13 protein-coding genes and 1 pseudogene are annotated in these 17,558 nt (G+C 64.2%); 8 read left to right on the plus strand and 6 right to left on the minus strand.

Features of this window, described 5'->3' with window-relative positions:
• The first annotated feature begins 88 nt into the window (after positions 1-88).
• Together J2T57_RS03865 and J2T57_RS03870 are read left to right on the plus strand one after the other, a co-directional pair.
• Positions 89-739 carry a cysteine hydrolase family protein gene (locus J2T57_RS03865; RefSeq protein ID WP_253474529.1) on the plus strand — a complete coding sequence of 217 codons (651 nt, stop codon included), beginning with the start codon at positions 89-91 and terminating at the stop codon, positions 737-739.
• Positions 736-2,718, plus strand: coding sequence for a TRAP transporter permease (locus tag J2T57_RS03870; RefSeq protein WP_253474532.1), 1,983 nt, complete (start codon positions 736-738; stop codon positions 2,716-2,718). Before J2T57_RS03865 ends, J2T57_RS03870 begins: the two co-directional genes overlap by 4 nt.
• 223 nt (positions 2,719-2,941) lie before the next feature.
• Here the strand turns inward: J2T57_RS03870 and J2T57_RS03875 are convergent, their stop codons facing one another.
• The 4 genes from J2T57_RS03875 to rlmKL form a co-directional block, all read right to left on the minus strand.
• Complete coding sequence (locus J2T57_RS03875; RefSeq protein ID WP_253474535.1) at positions 2,942-3,838, minus strand: NAD-dependent epimerase/dehydratase family protein; 897 nt, start codon at positions 3,836-3,838, stop codon at positions 2,942-2,944.
• Positions 3,839-3,992: 154 nt separating this feature from the next.
• A complete protein-coding gene (yddG, locus tag J2T57_RS03880) occupies positions 3,993-4,874 on the minus strand; it encodes an aromatic amino acid exporter YddG (protein ID WP_253474538.1) in 882 nt (293 codons plus the stop codon).
• A 153-nt stretch (positions 4,875-5,027) separates the two neighbouring features.
• Positions 5,028-5,756 (minus strand): helix-turn-helix transcriptional regulator, encoded by a 729-nt coding sequence (locus tag J2T57_RS03885; protein ID WP_253474541.1) that lies wholly within the window; start codon positions 5,754-5,756, stop codon positions 5,028-5,030.
• Positions 5,757-5,924: 168 nt separating this feature from the next.
• Positions 5,925-8,054 carry a bifunctional 23S rRNA (guanine(2069)-N(7))-methyltransferase RlmK/23S rRNA (guanine(2445)-N(2))-methyltransferase RlmL gene (rlmKL, locus tag J2T57_RS03890; protein ID WP_253474544.1) on the minus strand — a complete coding sequence of 710 codons (2,130 nt, stop codon included), beginning with the start codon at positions 8,052-8,054 and terminating at the stop codon, positions 5,925-5,927.
• A gap of 118 nt (positions 8,055-8,172) precedes the next feature.
• Here rlmKL and metG point away from each other — a divergent pair, with 118 nt between their 5' ends.
• The 5 genes and pseudogenes from metG to nth all read left to right on the plus strand — a co-directional run bounded on the left by metG (position 8,173) and on the right by nth (position 13,095).
• On the plus strand, positions 8,173-10,197 hold the full coding sequence (gene metG / locus J2T57_RS03895) for a methionine--tRNA ligase (protein ID WP_253474547.1): 2,025 nt from the start codon (positions 8,173-8,175) through the stop codon (positions 10,195-10,197).
• A 21-nt stretch (positions 10,198-10,218) separates the two neighbouring features.
• Positions 10,219-10,665: pseudogene (locus J2T57_RS22110) on the plus strand (RnfABCDGE type electron transport complex subunit B); the annotation flags it as partial.
• A 284-nt stretch (positions 10,666-10,949) separates the two neighbouring features.
• Positions 10,950-11,657 (plus strand): RnfABCDGE type electron transport complex subunit G, encoded by a 708-nt coding sequence (locus J2T57_RS03905; RefSeq protein WP_253474549.1) that lies wholly within the window; start codon positions 10,950-10,952, stop codon positions 11,655-11,657.
• A gap of 20 nt (positions 11,658-11,677) precedes the next feature.
• Positions 11,678-12,466, plus strand: coding sequence for an enoyl-CoA hydratase-related protein (locus J2T57_RS03910; RefSeq protein ID WP_253474551.1), 789 nt, complete (start codon positions 11,678-11,680; stop codon positions 12,464-12,466).
• A complete protein-coding gene (gene nth, locus J2T57_RS03915; protein ID WP_253474553.1) occupies positions 12,463-13,095 on the plus strand; it encodes an endonuclease III in 633 nt (210 codons plus the stop codon). The genes J2T57_RS03910 and nth overlap by 4 nt, the downstream gene beginning before the upstream one ends.
• On the opposite strand, the gene J2T57_RS03920 is transcribed toward nth, so the two are convergent.
• Positions 13,076-14,038: a LysR family transcriptional regulator gene (locus tag J2T57_RS03920; RefSeq protein WP_253474555.1), complete on the minus strand. Its 963-nt coding sequence runs from the start codon at positions 14,036-14,038 to the stop codon at positions 13,076-13,078. The two genes, nth and J2T57_RS03920, sit on opposite strands and share 20 nt — an antisense overlap.
• 93 nt (positions 14,039-14,131) lie before the next feature.
• Between J2T57_RS03920 and aptA the strand changes: the two genes are divergently transcribed.
• A complete protein-coding gene (gene aptA, locus J2T57_RS03925; protein WP_253474557.1) occupies positions 14,132-15,502 on the plus strand; it encodes an omega-aminotransferase AptA in 1,371 nt (456 codons plus the stop codon).
• A gap of 76 nt (positions 15,503-15,578) precedes the next feature.
• On the opposite strand, the gene J2T57_RS03930 is transcribed toward aptA, so the two are convergent.
• Entirely contained in the window at positions 15,579-17,558 is a 1,980-nt protein-coding gene (locus J2T57_RS03930) for a TRAP transporter permease (protein ID WP_253474559.1), read from the minus strand.

The following is a 17,558-nucleotide window of genomic DNA, read 5'->3' on the forward strand; positions in this document are numbered from 1 at the left end:
TATACAGTAGACGAAAATAGACAATCTGGTTTCGCAAATCCAGTGGCCCTGCCGATTGCGCCACTCCAATAATGACAATGCGAGGGCGATGGACGCCATGACGCTCACCGACGTGCTCGGGCGACGAACAGCCTTGGTCGTGATCGACATGCAGAACGACTACTGCCACCCGGACGGCTCCTTCGGCCGGCGTGGCGCCACGCTGACTCCTCCGCTGGCCTCTACAGTGGAGAACCTTCGGCGGCTCTCCAGCACCGCCCGCGAGTCTGGGGTGCCAGTGATCTTCATTCGTACAGGGCATGGCCCCTGGTCCGACTCCCCGACCTGGCTCGGGCGCCTGCGCGGCATTCCGGGTGTGGACAAGCTGCCAGTCTGCGCGGAGGGCACCTGGGGGGCAGAGTTCTATGGGCTGGATCCAGCGCCAGGGGACCGGGTGGTGACCAAGCATCGCTACAGCGCCTTCGTGAACACCCAGTTGCCGCTCTACCTGCGCTCGCTTGAGGTGCGCACCCTGGTGTGCTGCGGGGTGGTGACCAATGTCTGCGTCGAGTCCACCGCCCGCGAGGCCTTCATGAACGACTTCCACGTGGTGACGGTGTCCGACGCCTGTTCGGCCACATCCACGGAGGAGCACGAAGGGGCGCTGTTCAACCTGGACCGCTACTTCGGCCGCGTAGAGACCACGGACGCCATCCTCGCCTGCTGGCAGGAGAACCCGACAAGGGAAGTTGCCCGTTGAGCAGTAAGGCCCCATCGCCGGACGACGTGCTGGCCGCGGCCTTGGGGGAAGATGAACTGACGCAGCGAAGCCCGGCGCTGGAGCGTCTGATCCAGTTCCTGGCGCTGGCCCTGGTGGTGGGTGCCATCGGCTGGATCATCGACATTCCTCGCACCCTCTTCGATCTTTCCCTCTACACCGAACAGGTTCTGACCTACGGCCTGGCCCTCTCCCTGGCCCTGGTGTTTCTCAGCTATGACTACCGGGGCCGACCGCAGCTTCGACTCGTCTGGTATGACGCGTTACTGGGGCTGGCGGGGCTGATTGCGGCGCTCTTTCTGACGGTGCGCTATCCGGTGCTGGTCTACGAACTGGTCTTCCTGCCCATGGAGGGCGTGCTGGTAGCCAGCATACTGGTGCTGCTCACCATCGAGGGGGTGCGTCGGGCGGCGGGGACTGCGCTGGCCATCATCGTGAGTTTCTTCATCTTCTACGGGCTTTTCGGGCATATCTTCCCGGCGCCGTTCGATTCCAGCCCGACGAGTTTCGATCGCCTGGTAACCTATCTGGGCGTCGACACCAGCGCCATGCTGGGCATTGCACTGCAGGTGGCGGTGATCGTGATCATCCCGTTCATCCTGCTGGGTCGACTGCTCTCCGGCGTTGGTGGATCGGACTTCTTCACAGAACTCGCCATGTCACTGATGGGCCGGTATCGGGGCGGGTCCGGCAAGATTGCGGTGGTGGGGTCGACGTTGCTGGGCTCGGTGTCGGGTAGCGCGGTGGCCAATGTAGCCGGCACCGGGGTAGTGACGATTCCGCTGATGAAGCGCTCGGGTTTTCCTCCACACCTGGCGGGGGGCATCGAGGCGGTGGCCTCTACGGGCAGTCAGCTGATGCCGCCCGTGATTGGTGCCACGGCATTCCTGATGGCGGAGTTCCTGCAGATTCCCTACCGCGACGTGATGCTGGCGGCATTGGTGCCGATTCTGCTGTATTACGCAGCGCTTTTCATCCAGGTGGACCTGCTGGCCGCCCGCATGGGGCTCACCCCCTTGCCACGCTCGGAGTTGCCGCGTTTCTGGCCGACATTCCGAGCCGGCTGGCACTTTCTCATGCCCTTCGTGGTGTTTCTCGTGCTTTTGCTCAGGTTCAACAAGCAACCGGAGTTCGCTGCGCTGTGGGCCGTTGTCACCTTGCTGGTGCTGGTAACCGTTTTTGGCTACAAGGGGCGACGGCCGCGCATCGGTGACGTTGTTCGGGGGCTGGTAGACACCGGGCGCAGCTCGGTGGAGATCATCCTCATCTGCGCCGGGGCGGGCATCGTGATCGGTGTGCTGAACCTCACCGGCATGGCCTTCGACATGGGCATGGCGATTCTCCGCTTCAGCGGCGAGAACCTGTTGCTACTGCTTGGGATGGCGGCCGCTGCAAGCGTGGTGCTGGGCATGGGCATGCCCACGGTGGGTGTCTACGTGCTGCTGGCCACCCTGGTGGCTCCGGCGATGATCGAAGCAGGTGTCACCCCCATGGCGGCGCATATGTTCGTGCTGTACTTCGGCATGCTGTCCATGGTGACGCCGCCGGTAGCGCTGGCGGCCTTTGCCGCGGGTCACCTGGCCCAGGCGGACCCATGGCGCACGTCCATGGCCGCGGTGAAACTCGGCTGGACGGCCTATATCGTGCCGTTTCTGTTTGTGTTCTCGCCGGTGCTGCTGCTGGAACAGGGGGTGTCGCTGGACTTCTTCTGGATTCTCGCCTCGGCCCTGCTCGGTGTGTGGCTGGTCTCCGCCGCAATAGCCGGGCAGTTCTTCGGCCGAATCGGTGCGAGCTATCGCCTGCTGTTGACGGTGGCCGGGCTCATGGTGCTGGTGCCACCGAACGCGTTCGAGGGTGCGGTGATGGTTGAAGTCGCCGGTCTTGCGCTGGCCGCCGTGGCCGTGACCTGGCTTGTGATCGCCGCCCGCCGCGCGGCGCGGCGCAAGGGCGAATCGGTATGACTCCGCCAAGGAAGAGCTTATAGAAACGGACGTTGATTTTGAGCGCGCTGCCGAAACCGCGAATCTGCGACCGGTAACGGCAGCCAACCAGCATCCCGATGCCCGATGGTAAACCGGCCGTTAGACCCTCGATCCGATGCCCGTCCCACCAGGTCGGCGACGCAGCACCGCCAGGGGCCACGTGGCACCAACGCGATCCTGCGGATGTTCCGGCGCTTCCCTCTCAGCCCATGCAGTCCGGTAACTCCGGGCTCAGGCCACGGGGAGTAATCCCAAGATCGGCGAAGCTGCGGGCATCGTCACGGACCACGTTGTCGCCTGCCATAAGGTTGACCTGGTCCACGGTGATGGGCGGCTTGGGCAGGAGTGCGCTTGCGCGGGCAATGCCGCGCCAGATCGCGAATGGTACGGGTAACAGCAGACGTCGCCGGCCCCGATGGCGCAGGATAAGCCGGAGGATTTCCCGGTAGGTCGGCATCTCCGCGCCCCCCAACTCGAAGACGTCGCCGGGCGCCGTCGGTCGGGCCAGACTCGCTGCCACGGCCAGGGCCACATCCTCGACATGGACCGGCTGCAGGCGGGTGCCGCCATCCCCGAACAGGGGAACAATCGGGAGGCGCGTCACCCCGTCAAGCGCGGACAGGAAATGGTCGCCCGGACCGAAGATCACGCTTGGCCGCAACACGGTTGCGCCGGGAAACGCCGCCCGTACAGCATTCTCGCCACAGGCCCGCGCTCGCACATAGCGGGATGCGGATTGCGTATCCACACCGATGCCGGAGATGTGAACAAGCCGGTCGACGCCCGCCGCGGCCGCCAGGCGCGCGATACGCTCGGCGCCGTGCATGTGAATGGTGTCGAAATCGACATCGCGCGTCTCCACGTAAAGGGAAACCGCGTTGACCACCGCGGCGGCGCCGGCGACCGCCGTCGCGACCGCCGCTTCATCACGGATATCGACCGCACACCGCGTCACTGCCCCCGCAGGTTTCCCGGGCAAAGCGGCCACCTGCGGATGCCGCGCCGCCACGCGCACCAACCAGCCGCGGCGAACCAGCTCGGCCACCACGGCGCGGCCGAGAAAACCCGTACCACCGAAAACCACGACCGGTTGCTGCATGGCAAGTGCTTCTCTTTCCAGCCGGGACGAGACACCTTCGTGGCCGTGTGGATCGCCCGGTCGCTGGGCGCCCGCCAGGGCGTGTTCATGTTCCTGCGTACAGGCAGTATAAGCTGCCTGTTGTGCAGGCCTTCAAGCTGAGCGGCTGCGATAATCACGAGGGCCGGAATGACCGAATCACACCCGAGGCGACCAGCCCACCAACCACGATCAGCCCACAGGCGATGGCGACTGCCGGCGTCAATGGCGCCAGGCCGAACGCGATCAGCAACAGGGTCGATATCAGGGGCGCGAAGTACGCCAGCACGCCTAGCAGACTGATGTTGCCGTGCTTGGTGCCGTAGTCCCAGAAGAAGAAGGCGGCTCCGACCGGGCCGACACCGAGCCCCAGGATCGCGAGCCATTGCATGGCATCCGGCGTTACCCAGGTTTCGAACAGCATATGGCAGGCAAGAGCCATGACGGCGCCAACGGCACAGAATCCCGCCACGGCCTCTGTCGGCACGCTGCCGAAGCGCCGGTTCAGCACAGAGTAACTGGACCATGTGAGCGCGCACGCAGCAGCAGCGAAATAGCCATCGATATACGCGGCGTCGAGCTGGAGGCTGCCGCCACGCGTGACCAGCACGCCGGCGCCAAGCAGCCCGAGCAGCGCCCCGATCACATGCCGTGGCAGAAGGCGTGCACCGGGCAACATGCCGGCCAGGAGGACAATGAGCAGCGGCCAGAGGAAAGCGATGAGGCTGGCGTCAACCGGCGGTGCCCGCTCAAGTGCCACGTAGTAGAAGCCGTGGTAACCGAAGATCCCGAACGTACCCAGCAGCCATGGTGGAAGTGGTTGACGCAGATTGCGCAGGCGTTGTGGCGCGAACAGCGCAAGTGTGAGGAGGCTGCCACCCCCGGCCAGGCCGAGCGTCAGGGCCAGCAACTGGAAGCGGGGAACGCCGCTGGCACCGGTCGTGAACAGAGCCAGCAATGCCCAGAGGGCAATGGCAACAAAACCGGCCGCGGTTGCCGACGCGCTGGATTGCGACATGTTCGTTCTCGCGGGTCAGTGATCCGGGATTTCCTGCAGATGGTGACGCGCCAAGGAGCCCACGTCTTGACCTGGATTCCTCCGGATTTGACTCGGAGTGAGTGACCCCCGGGCGCGTATGACTCGGTCGCCCCGGCCAGCATAGCGGTGAAATCAGTGCTCGCGCGATTCGCTACGTTGCCGACGCCAACGGGCCGGCGGTTCGCCATGCATGCGGGAGAAAGCCCGTGTGAAGGCGCTCTGGTCACTGAAGCCGCTGGCAAGCGCGATATCCGCGATCGATCGGTTCGTGGACCTGAGCTGACGAGTCGCGTGGTCGAGCCGAGCGGCGGCGATCCACTCGCGTGGCGAGCAGCCCGCCTGCTCCTGGAACAGAGTGCGCACCCGGGCCGGCGACAGACCGATGGCAGCGGCCACGTCGCGGGTATACAGCTCCGCGCGAAGGTGGTTGTCAATCCAGGCCGTTGCCCGAGCAAACAGAGACGCCGCACGGGCCGCAGTCCCTTCGGGCGCTTCCAGGGTGTCGATCAGCAGCGCGGCCCAATGGCGGCGAAAGTGGTCGGAGAGCGAACCTTGCGCCAGGCGTTCGGTGATGAATGCCAGGTGATGGCGGACGCCTCGATTGATGGCCACGGCCGGTTCCCGGACGCAGCGTTCGAATAGCCGCGCATCGTGATCGGCGGCGATGTCGACGACGATAAAACGATTGGCGCCACAGCCAGAGAAACCGTGGTTCTCTCCAGCCGGGATGACCACGCCGGTGCCGACATCGACCATACGGCTTCCACGGGGTGTGTCGAGTTCCAGTACGCCCCTCAACGGCAGCACAATCTGATGAAAATCGTGGCGGTGACTGCGGTACTCGGCAGCGTACGTCCGCATGTCGATTGCCGGTACTGGTAGTCCGTGTGTGGTCATCAACGCGGCACCGTAGGAGTTTTTGCGAATCCGCGAGTTTAGCGAGCAACTGGGTCGGAGTCGATTCGGCAGACGACGGTGTGGACGGGTTTCAGCCGTGGCGCAACGACTTGCAGCATCGGCACCTTGCAATCACTGCCGATGGCGGATGCTGAAGCAGCGGTGGATGCCGGGGTTTCGCGCGAAATCCGGCGGCATGGACCACTTGCTGCGGTCCACCACCGTGTAGCGCTCCGATAGCGCAGGGTCGAGGCGGAAACGGCGGCGGTTGTTGGAGAAGATCAGTTCGCCCTGGGGGCTCAGCAGCGCCATGGCGGCGTCCACTAGCGCCACGTGGTCCCGCTGCACGTCCAGTGTGTCCGTCATGCGCTTGGAGTTGGAGAAACTTGGTGGGTCGAGCAGGATGAGATCAAACGGACCTTCCCGTCCCAAGGCGTCCCGCAGCCACTGCAGACAATCGGCGTGCACCAGGCGGTGCGGGCTTCCGGCGGTGATGCCGTTCGCCGCCAGGTTCTCCCGCCCCCATTCCAGGTAGGTGCGGGAGAGATCCACGCTCACCGTCTCCCGTGCGCCGCCCAGGGCGGCATGCACGCTGGCGGTGGCGGTGTAGCAGAACAGGTTGAGGAAGCGCGCGCCCCGGGACTGCTCGCCGATGTGACGCCGCACCACCCGATGATCGAGAAACAGCCCGGTATCGAGATAGTCGGTGAGGTTCACCCGCAGCCGGGCGTCACCCTCGATCACGGTATGGAAGCGCCCGCCGCGGCCCTGCTTCTCGTACTGATCACGGCCCTTCTGCCGCTGGCGCACCTTGAAGGCGATCTGCCCCGGCGGCGCTACCAGAACGTCGGGCAGCGCACCCAGCGCCTGCCGCAGCCGTTTTTCGGCATCCCGTTCGGACACCGTGGCCGGGGCGGCGTACTCCTGCACGTGCAGCCAGCGCCCTTCTTCCTCGGTGTCGTAGATGTCCACCGCCAGGGCGAACTCGGGAATGTCGGCATCGTAAACCCGAAAGCAGCGGATGCCCTCACGCTTGATCCAGTTGCGCAGGTGGCGGGCATTCTTGCGCAGGCGGTTGACCAGGGCCTCCGGCACGTGGACCTGCGGCGTCGGCTCGTCGGCCAGGACGAATCGCTCCAGCCGGCAGAGGATGGGGCCATTGCGCACCTGCCAGCTACGCTCCGGTCGCAGTCCGATTCGGGCATCGGAACCGGTTAGCACCACGGCCTGCCAGCCACCGAACCGGCTGCGCAGCACATCACCAAGGCGAGCGTAGAGCGGCGCCACGGTGGAGCGATCCTGCAAACGCTCGCCATAGGGGGGGTTGACCACCACCAGCCCAGTCACCCGGCCCACCGGCTCGGCGGCATCCAGCTCGCGCTTCTCGATATGCACATGGCCCTTGAGCCCGGCACGCTCCACGTTGGCCAGGGCGAGGCGCACGGCGGCGAGGTCCTGATCGTAGCCAACGATGGGCGGCAGCCTTGCAAGCCCAGCTTCCTGACGCTCCAGGGCCTCGTCCACCAAGGACTTCCAGACCGCGTCGTCGTGCCCGCGCCAGCCATGGAAACCGAAATGCGTGCGCAGCAGCCCCGGCGCCACGTCCCCCGCCATCCAGGCGGCTTCGATAGGAAAGGTCCCGGACCCGCACATGGGGTCGATCAGCGCACCGCCCCGGGCAGCGATGTCAGGCCAGCCTGCCCGCATGAGTATGGCCGCCGCGAGGTTTTCCTTCAGCGGCGCCATGGTGCCGGGGGCACGGTAACCGCGGCGGTGGAGGCTGTCGCCGGAGAGATCCAGGGCCAGGGTCAGTTCACGCTGATGCAGAAAGGCGTTGATGCGGACATTCGGGCGCTCGGTATCCACCGACGGCCGCTCGCCGGTGGCCTCGCGCAAGCGGTCCACGACGGCATCCTTGACCCGCAGCGCGCCGAACCGCGTATGGGATACCACCGGGCGAACGCCGCCGAAATCAACCGCCAGCGTCTGCTCTGCTCCCAGATGTTGGAGCCAGTCGACGCCCAGCGCCGCCGCGTAGAGTTCATCCTCGTTACCGATGCTGGCCTGCAACAGCGGCAGCAGCACCCGGTTGGCCAAGCGTGACCACAGGCAGATACGGTAGGCGGTCTCGAGGGAGGCCGCGCAACGCACGCCGCCGCGGGCCTCGGTGCAGTCGGCGGCGCCCAGGGAGGACATTTCTTCCCGCAGCAGGCCTTCAAAGCCGCCGGCGACGGTGACAAACAGGGGCTGGGTGGCAGTCATGGCAGGGACTCTACCGCAAAGCGCCGAGGGCAACATGGATAAGCCTCCGGCGGGAGCAGTGACGGGGTGAATCTGGCATAATTCCGCGTCCCTGTAGCGCAGTTCGAGACGAGGCTCCATGACACGCAAGATCCTGGTGACCAGTGCCCTGCCCTATGCCAACGGGCCGATTCACCTCGGCCACCTGGTGGAATACATCCAGACGGATATCTGGGTACGGTTTCAGAAACTGCGCGGCAATGACTGTGTGTACGTCTGCGCCGACGACGCCCACGGCACGCCGATCATGCTCAAGGCCCGGGAGCTTGGCATTACCCCGGAGCAGCTGATCGAGAAGATCGGGGCGGAGCATCGTCAGGATTTCGCCGACTTCCTCATCGAATTCGACAACTACTACTCCACCCACTCGGACGAGAACCGCTACTACTCCGAACTCATCTACAACCGCCTGAAGGCCGCGGGCCACATCACCAGCCGGACCATCAAGCAGGCCTACGATCCCAAGGAAAACATGTTTCTGCCGGATCGCTACATCAAGGGCGAGTGCCCACGCTGCGGGGCTGCGGACCAGTACGGCGATTCCTGCGAGGTCTGCGGCGCCACCTACACGCCCGCGGACCTCAAGAATGCGGTGTCGGTGATCTCCGGTGTCGCCCCGGAAGAGAAGGAATCCGAGCACTACTTCTTCCGGCTGCAGGATTTCGGAACCATGCTCAAGGATTGGGCCGATGGCGGTCACGTGCAGACCGAGGTCGCCAACAAGCTGAACGAGTGGTTCAAGGAAGGCCTGCGGGAGTGGGACATCTCCCGGGATGCGCCCTACTTCGGTTTTCGCATTCCCGAGACGGAAGACAAGTATTTTTACGTCTGGCTTGACGCGCCGATTGGCTACATGGCGAGTTTTCGCAACTGGTGCGACCGTAACGATGTGGATTTCGACGCCTACTGGAAGCCGGATTCCGACGCCGAGCTGTATCACTTCATCGGCAAGGACATCGTTTACTTCCACGCCCTGTTCTGGCCGGCCATGCTGCATGGAGCCGGCTTCCGCAAGCCGACGAAGATCTGCGCCCATGGCTTCCTGACGGTGAACGGGCAGAAGATGTCCAAGTCCCGCGGCACCTTCATCATGGGCCGCACCTTTCTCAACCACATGAACCCGGAGTATCTGCGCTACTACCTGGCTGCCAAGATGGGCAGCGCCGTTCACGATATGGATCTCAATCTGGACGACTTCATCCAGCGGGTGAATGCCGACCTGGTGGGCAAGCTGGTGAACATTGCCAGCCGCAGCGCGAGCTTCATCAACAAGCGCTTCGATGGCCGACTGGGGCCGCAGCTCGACAGCCCGGAGCTGTACCGTGACTTCGTCGCCAAGGGTGAGCGCATCGCCGAGGCCTACGAGAACCGGGAATTCTCCCGGGCGGTGCGGGACATCATGGCGCTGGCCGACCAGGCCAATCAGTACTTCGATGACCGCAAGCCCTGGGTGCTCGCCAAGGATGAGAAGACGCTGGATCAGGTGCAGGGTATCTGCACCATGACGCTCAACCTGTTCCGCGTGCTCATGACCTTTCTCAAGCCGGTGGTACCGCGTATCGCCGCCGAGGCGGAGGGCTTTCTCGACATCCCGCCACAGGACTGGCAGGCCGTGCGCAAGCCGCTGCTGGACCACGCCATCAAGCCGTTCAAGCCGCTGGCGACGCGGGTGGAGCAGGCATCGGTGGACGCCATGCTGGAGGAATCCAAGGGCACGCTGGAGGCGAAGAACACCGGCGCCAAAGGCAATGGGCAACTCGACAGGAATCCGATCGCGGAACAGATCGAGATCGACGCCTTCGCCCAGGTCGACCTGCGGGTGGCGCGCATTGCCGATGCGAAATACGTCGAAGGGGCGGACAAGCTGCTGCAACTGACCCTCGACCTGGGTGGTGAGCAGCGCAACGTGTTCGCCGGTATCCGCTCGGCCTACGAGCCGGACAAGCTCAAGGGCCGGCTCACCGTGATGGTCGCCAATCTGAAGCCCCGCAAGATGCGCTTCGGGGTGTCCGAGGGCATGGTGCTGGCGGCGGGCCCGGGGGGCAAGGATCTGTTCATCCTCGAGCCGGACAGCGGCGCCGAGCCCGGCATGAAGGTGAAATAGGCCGCCATGGGCCGGCAGGACCTCGCAGCGCGGGTCGATGACCTCTTGCCGCAGACCCAGTGCGGCCAGTGCGACTATGCCGGCTGCCGCCCCTACGCGGATGCCATCGCCGCCGGCGAAGCGGAGATCAACCAGTGCCCGCCCGGGGGACAGCGCACCATCGCCGCCCTGGCGGAGCTACTGGGTCGCGACCCCCTGCCGCTCAACCCCGACCATGGGGTGGAGGAGCGTCAGCCCACCGTGGTCTGGATTGACGAGTCGCAGTGCATCGGCTGCGCCCTCTGCATCAAGGCCTGCCCCGTGGATGCCATCGTCGGCGCCGCCAAGCGCATGCACACGGTGATCGAGAGCGAGTGCACCGGCTGCGACCTCTGCATCCCGCCCTGCCCCGTCGACTGCATCCATGTGCGCGTGACCGCGGACACCATGCCGCCACCGGACAAGGCCCTGGAACGCGCTCATCATGCCCGCCGCCGCTACCGGAATCGGCAACAGCGCCTGACCCGCCTGCAGCATGAACGGGAGCAGCGTCGCGCCGACAAGAAGGCCGCCATCGCGCCCATACCCGACGCTGCGACGGCCAGGGGCAAGGATGAGCGTCAGGCCGTGATACAGGCCGCCATCGCCCGAACCCGGGCAAGACGGGCCCGATTACGGGGCGGAGACTCCGACTAATCACCGGCTGCACTCGGCAAGGACCGGGGGCATACTGGACAGGCTGAAACACTCGCCCAGCGGGCCGGAGGTACAGGGTGACCAGGGACATTTTCTTGGCAGGCGTGTTGCTGCTGCTGTTTTCCGCAGGCGGCGTGGCGGCGATGGTGGGTATCTACCAGGCGGCAATCGAGCGCAGTGATCGAAACCGGGAACTCGCCCTGATGCGGGAAATCCAGCAACTGGTGCCCGACGACGCCTACGACAACGAGCCGGCGTCGGACAAGGTCGACGTACGCTCTTCCCGCCTTGGCACCATCGCCGAGATGCCGGTGTACCGGGCCCGCAAGGGCGGCGAACCCGCTGCTGCCATCATCTCTACCATGACCGCCGGAGAAGGGGGCAGCCTGGGACTGTTGATCGGGGTCTACCCCAACGGCACCGTGGCCGGCCTGCGGTTGCTACCGGGTGGCAACGCCGCGAATAACGCCGTGCCGAGCGAAACCACGGTGGCCGGCTGGGATCGCGAGCTTGCCGGCCGTGGCCTCGACGAACTCTCCCCGGAGGGCGCGATTCTCCGCGAGGAGGAAGCGGAAGACGAGGAGCAGCAGGCGGCCGAGGACGACGACGGCGAGGCGCAGGTGGCGGAGGCGGAGGCCGACCCCGCCCCGCCGGTGCCACCCGACGTGGTCCGCGCGGTCCGCTCCGTGCTGCTGTACGTGGAACAGCACGGTGAGACCCTGTTCGCCGAGCAGCCGCAGGATGTTGAGCAGCACGAAGTCGAAGACGACGGCCCCGCAACCTGAACCCTATCGAGGGAGCAATCATGTCCTACCAGTACATCAGCGTCGACTCAATCGAGCGTGTTGGACGCATCACCATCAATCGTCCCCAGGCCCTGAACGCACTGTCCGTCCCCTTGATGGATGAAGTCGGCGAGGCGATCAACGCCTTCGAGGCCGACGAGGGCATCGGCGCCATCATCATCACCGGCACGGAAAAGGCCTTCGCCGCCGGGGCGGACATCAAGGACATGGCAGGGCTCGATGGCGAGTCCGCCCTGGCCCAGGACTTCCCGTACAACGCCAGCGGCTGGCATGCGCTCAACCGCTGCCGCAAGCCGGTGATCGCTGCCGTGTCAGGCTTCGCCCTCGGCGGTGGCTGCGAGCTGGCCATGGCCTGTGATTTCATCATCGCCGCCGACAATGCCCGCTTTGGCCAGCCGGAGGTCAAGCTCGGCATCATTCCCGGCGCCGGCGGCACGCAACGGCTGATCCGCGCCGTCGGCAAGGCCAAGGCCATGGAGCTGTGTCTGACCGGCCGGATGATGGAAGCCGACGAGGCGGAACGCGCCGGGCTGGTCGCCTACGTGACGCCCGCCGACGAGTTGCAGACCCGCGCGCTGGCGACAGCCCAGACCATTGCAGCGCAGTCGTCCACGGGCACCGCCATGATCAAGGACTGCATCAACCAGGCCATGGAGATACCGCTGTCCAGCGGACTGGTGTACGAGCGACGCGTGCTGCAGGCGCTCTTCGGCAGCGACGATCAGCGCGAGGGCATGACCGCATTCGTGGAAAAACGCAAACCCGCTTTCAAGCGCAAAGGGCAATGAACAAGGACAAACGCAGCGAAATCTTCCGCCGACTGCGGGACGCAAACCCCTCCCCCACCACCGAGTTGCACTACACCTCGCCTTTCGAACTGCTGGTGGCCGTGGTGCTGTCTGCACAGGCCACCGACAAGGGCGTGAACAAGGCCACGGCAAGATTGTTCCCGGTGGCCAATACGCCGGCGGCGATCCTGGCCCTGGGGGAAGAGGGTCTCAAGGAACACATCAAGACCATCGGACTCTTCAACAGCAAGGCCGCGAATATCATCAAGCTCTGCGCGATCCTGCTTGAACAGCACGATGGCGAAGTGCCCCGGGACCGGGAGGCCCTGGAGGCGCTACCCGGTGTCGGTCGGAAGACGGCCAACGTGGTGCTGAATACCGCGTTCGGGCAGCCGACCATTGCCGTGGACACGCATATCTTCCGTGTGTCGAACCGCACCGCCATCGCCAGGGGCAAGACCGTGCTGGAAGTGGAGCGGCGGCTGGAGCGGTTGGTGCCAGTGGAGTTCCTTCAGGACGCCCATCATTGGCTGATCCTGCACGGCCGTTATGTCTGCGTGGCGCGCAAGCCCCGCTGCGCCGCATGCACCATCTACGATCTCTGCGAGTTCAAGCAGAAGACTGCCTAGCGCTGCCAACACCCCCGCCGTGGGCATCCTGCAGGCATTCAACGAACCGGCGCACCACCACGGAAGGCGCCGGTGAACGCCTGTAGATGGCGGCAAAGTCGCAGTCGTACTGGAACAGATCCGGCCGCAGTGGGCGCAGGTCTCCAGCCTGCTCGAAGCCCCTTGCGTAATGCTCCGGCAGATAGCCCAGGTAACAGCCGGACATGATCAGCATGGCTGTCCCTTCCTGATCGTAGGCATCGGCGTGGCGCTCGAGCCCCAGAGCCAGGGTCTGCACCATGTTCGGCGAATGAAAGCCGATGCCCGCATACTTGAGCCCGCGCACCCGCTCGGCGCTGATCTCTGCCTCAGGCACATCGAACAACGGGTGCAGGCGCCCGCAATAGAGTTGCATGGTCTCGTGGAATAACGGGTGATAGCGCAGGCTGGGCGAATCCCGATGGGTGGGTATGACGCCGATATCAAAGCCCCCCTCGATCACACCGGCCTCTATGAGGTTGGTGGGCTCCACGTGTATCTCAAGCCGCACTGCGGGTGCCATGGCATCAAACTGTCGGATGGCCTCGGTGAGGTGGGCGTTGTCATTCGTGAGGGTCTTGTCGAACACGGCAATGCGCAACCTGCCACGGAGTTGTTCCCGTAACTCGCTCACCGACATGCGAAAGTCATCCACGGCGCCAAACAACTGACGAGCCGCCGCGTGGACTTTTTCGCCCTCTTCCGTGAGACGGAAGCCGGAGCGACCACGTTCGCACAGGGTGGCACCGAGACGGGTCTCCAGATCCTTCAGATAGCGGCTGATGGTGGAGCGCCCGATATTGAGTTCCAACTCCGCAGCGGTCAGCCCGCCGCAGCGCGCAACCGCCAGAAAGATGCGCAAGAGTCGCAACTCATTGTCGCCAATCTGCCCCGGGCCTCGGGCCGGCAAGGGTTTTTGTTTCATAAGATGAGAACCAAAAGTCGTTACTTCGACATTTAAGCACGTATGGCCTTTGCCTACACTATTCAGCGAATCCATAGAATCAGGAGTCGGACCATGGCGACCGCCTCGGAACACGTGCTACCACCGAACGAAGACGATGCGCGCTGGGCGGGGTTGTCCAGAGCGGAACTGGAAGCCTACTGGATGCCGTTCTCCGGCAATCGGCAGTTCAAGGACGATCCGCGCATGATCGTGGGTGCCCATGACTGTTACCTGCGCAGCGCCGACGGCCGCGACATCCTCGATACGCTGTCGGGGCTTTGGTGCTGCAGCTTCGGCCACGGTCGCAGCGAGATTGCCGAGGCCATTGGCCGTTGCGCCAAGGAACTCGCCTACTCGCCACCATTCCAGTTCGGCCACCCCATGGCATTTCAACTCGCCAACCGGGTGCGTGAGCTGACGCCCGATGGTCTCGATCACGTGTTTTTCACCAACTCCGGGTCGGAATCGGCGGATACGGCACTGAAAATGGCGAAGGCCTACTGGCGACTGAAGGGACGGCCGGAGAAGACCCGCATGATCGGCCGCATCAAGGGCTACCACGGCGTCAACGTGGGTGGCACCAGCGTCGGTGGTATCGTCGGCAATCGCAAGCACTTCGGCAGCCTGATGGAATCCGACCACCTCTCGGCCACGCTGCTGCCGGAAAACCGTTTCAGTCGCGGAACCCCGGAGCATGGCGTCCATCTGGCCGATCAGCTGGAAGAGCTGGTCGGCCTGCATGATGCGTCCAACATCGCCGCAGTGGTGGTGGAGCCCATGAGTGGCTCGGCGGGGGTCATCGTGCCGCCGGCTGGCTACCTGAAGCGGCTGCGGGAAATCTGCGACAAGCACGACATCCTGCTGGTGTTCGACGAAGTGCTCACGGGCTTCGGCCGCACCGGCTCCGATTTCGGCGCCACGCTATTCGGTGTCACCCCCGACATCATGACCCTGGCGAAGAACATCACCAACGGCGCGGTGCCCATGGGCGCCGTGGTCAGCTCCGCCGAGATCTACCGCACCTTCATGGATAACGGCGGCCCGGACTATGTGCCGGAATTTCCCCACGGCTACACCTACTCCGCACACCCCATCGCCTGCGCTGCCGGTCTGGCAGCCATGGATATCTTCGAGCATGACAGGATGGCCGAGCGCGCCGGAGCGATGGCCCCCTATTTCGAGGAACAAGTGCACCAGCTCAAGGGGCTGCGGCACATCGTGGATATCCGCAACCTGGGCATGGCCGCGGCCATTCAACTGGAACCGCACCCCAGGGAAGCAACCCGCCGGCCTTTCGAGATTGCCATGCGCTGCTGGGAGAAAGGAATGTACGTGCGCTTCGCGGCGGATACCATTCAGCTCGGCCCGCCCTTTATTGTCGAGCGCGAACAGGTGGATCAGATGTGCAACATCCTGGCAGACGTGATTCCCACCATCGACTGAACCTTCTCAAGCCGCAATATAAACGGGGCGAGGCCACACCATGGCCTCGCCCCGTTTTTTCGCACTCCTGGATGTGTCAGGTCGCTTTCTGATCCTGCTGTTCGTCCACCACCTCGTCCGACAGTGGGTCCTTTCGCGGTGCGAGCTTCTTGTGACGCATCGCACCGATGACGATCATCGGCAGCACGATGGCGGCCGCCACCATGGCCACCGCGTCGCTTGGGTGGAACAGCGTGACGCCGCCGAGTATCGCCATGCCGATGACGACAGCGAAATTGGTGCGGTTGTCAGCGAAGATTCGCCCGAATACGGCGAAGGTCACCGCACAGGTCCCGATGGCCACCAGGGCGGTGTCGATGATCTGCGGCATCCCTGGGTTAACCACCATGTCGGAGCGCACGAAGATCGCGAAGGACATGATGGTAATGGGCATACAGATCTTCAACGCTTCCCACATGGTTCGCATGAAGGAGGCATTGGCGATCTTTGCAGCCACCGCTGCCGTCAAGGAAGTCGGCGGCGACAGCTCACCCCAGATTGCAAGCAGGAAGGCAAAGAAGTGCGCCACCCATGGATCCACGCCCAGGGTGCGTAATGGCGGCACGATGATCACCGCAACGATGATGTAGGTCGCCGTTGGCGGTAGCCCCGTCCCCACCAGCCAGCCGAAGATGAAGGCCATGATCACGGTGGCGACGATGTGGAAGTCACCGATGGCCAGCAACAGGCTACCCATGCGCGTGATGAAGCCGGTTACCGTGAACAGCCCGATCATGATGCCGAGGGTGGCCATCAGCAGGGTCAGGTAGGAGGTCATCTCCGCATGGGTCTCGATCGTGATGCGGAGGTTGCCGAAGATGGACTCCTCTGCCAGCAATGGATCCTTGAGCAGATACTTGAAGGCAATCCAGGTGAGCACCAGCAGGGTGAAGATCATCGCCGCAGTCCACAGTGCGGCGCGCATCGCCCCGTAACCGAAGCTGCCCATCAACAGGATCAGGAACGCGATACCGGAGAAGAATATCGCCGTGCGCACCCAATCGTACAAGGGCACATCCGGTGGCGTGATGGGCGTGGTGGGCAGCATTCGCACACTGAGCAGGTACACCGCCAGGATCAGCGAGGCGAAGTAGACAAACGCCACGGAGAACCCGCGGATGACGACTTCCCAGTAAGGCACACTGAGGAACTCCGCCATCAGGAAGCCGGCCACCGCCATCAACGGTGGCATGATCAGGCCACCCATGGAGGCCGCCGTCTCCACCGCACCGGCAAAGGTCGGCGGCACCCCGTAGCGCATCATCAGCGGAATGGTGAAGCTACCGGTCACTGCGGTGTTGGCGGCGCCTGAACCGCTGACCATGCCCACGGTGGTGGATGCCAGCACTGCCGTCTGCGGCACCGTGTGCCGCGAGCGGCCGGCAATACGTCGCATGACGTTGACCAGCGCTTTCTGGGCGCCGAAACCGCTAGCGGCAGCAGCCAGCAACAGGAAGGCGGCGATCAGCGTGAGTGCAAGTTGCGAGTAGCGGCCGTAGACACCGGTGGAGAATTCCACCGTGCTCGACGTGACCACCCGGTAGAACGACACCCCGGGGTGCCAGAAGAAATCGATCGGACTGAGATAGCCCCAGATGGTGTAGAAAATCAGGACGAAATTCACCCAGAACAGCACCGGGTGAATCATTCGCGAGAGCTCCATCACCAGCAGGAACATCAGCAAGCCGACGATGAAGTCGTGCCGGGTGTATGCCGCCTGCCGCCAGATGGCGATATCTTCGTAGTTGGTGGTGAAGTACCACATGGCGTACAGGCAAATGCCGATGTAAGCCACCACGGCCGCATGATTGAACAACGCGGGCAGGCGTGGATAGAAATAGTCATTCTGATAGAAAACCAGAATCTGAATAATCAGGGCGAGCGGCACGAGGCGCACGGCCAGATAGCGCGGTCCGCCAGAGCCGGTCAGGAAGTAGTCCAGCAGTGCGACGATCAGTGCGATGGAGAAGAGTAGCGTCAGGTTCCGGAGCGTCACCAGGTTTTTCAGCGCAAGCAC

The sequence above is a fragment of the Natronocella acetinitrilica genome, assembly GCF_024170285.1.
GTDB lineage: Bacteria > Pseudomonadota > Gammaproteobacteria > Nitrococcales > Aquisalimonadaceae > Natronocella > Natronocella acetinitrilica.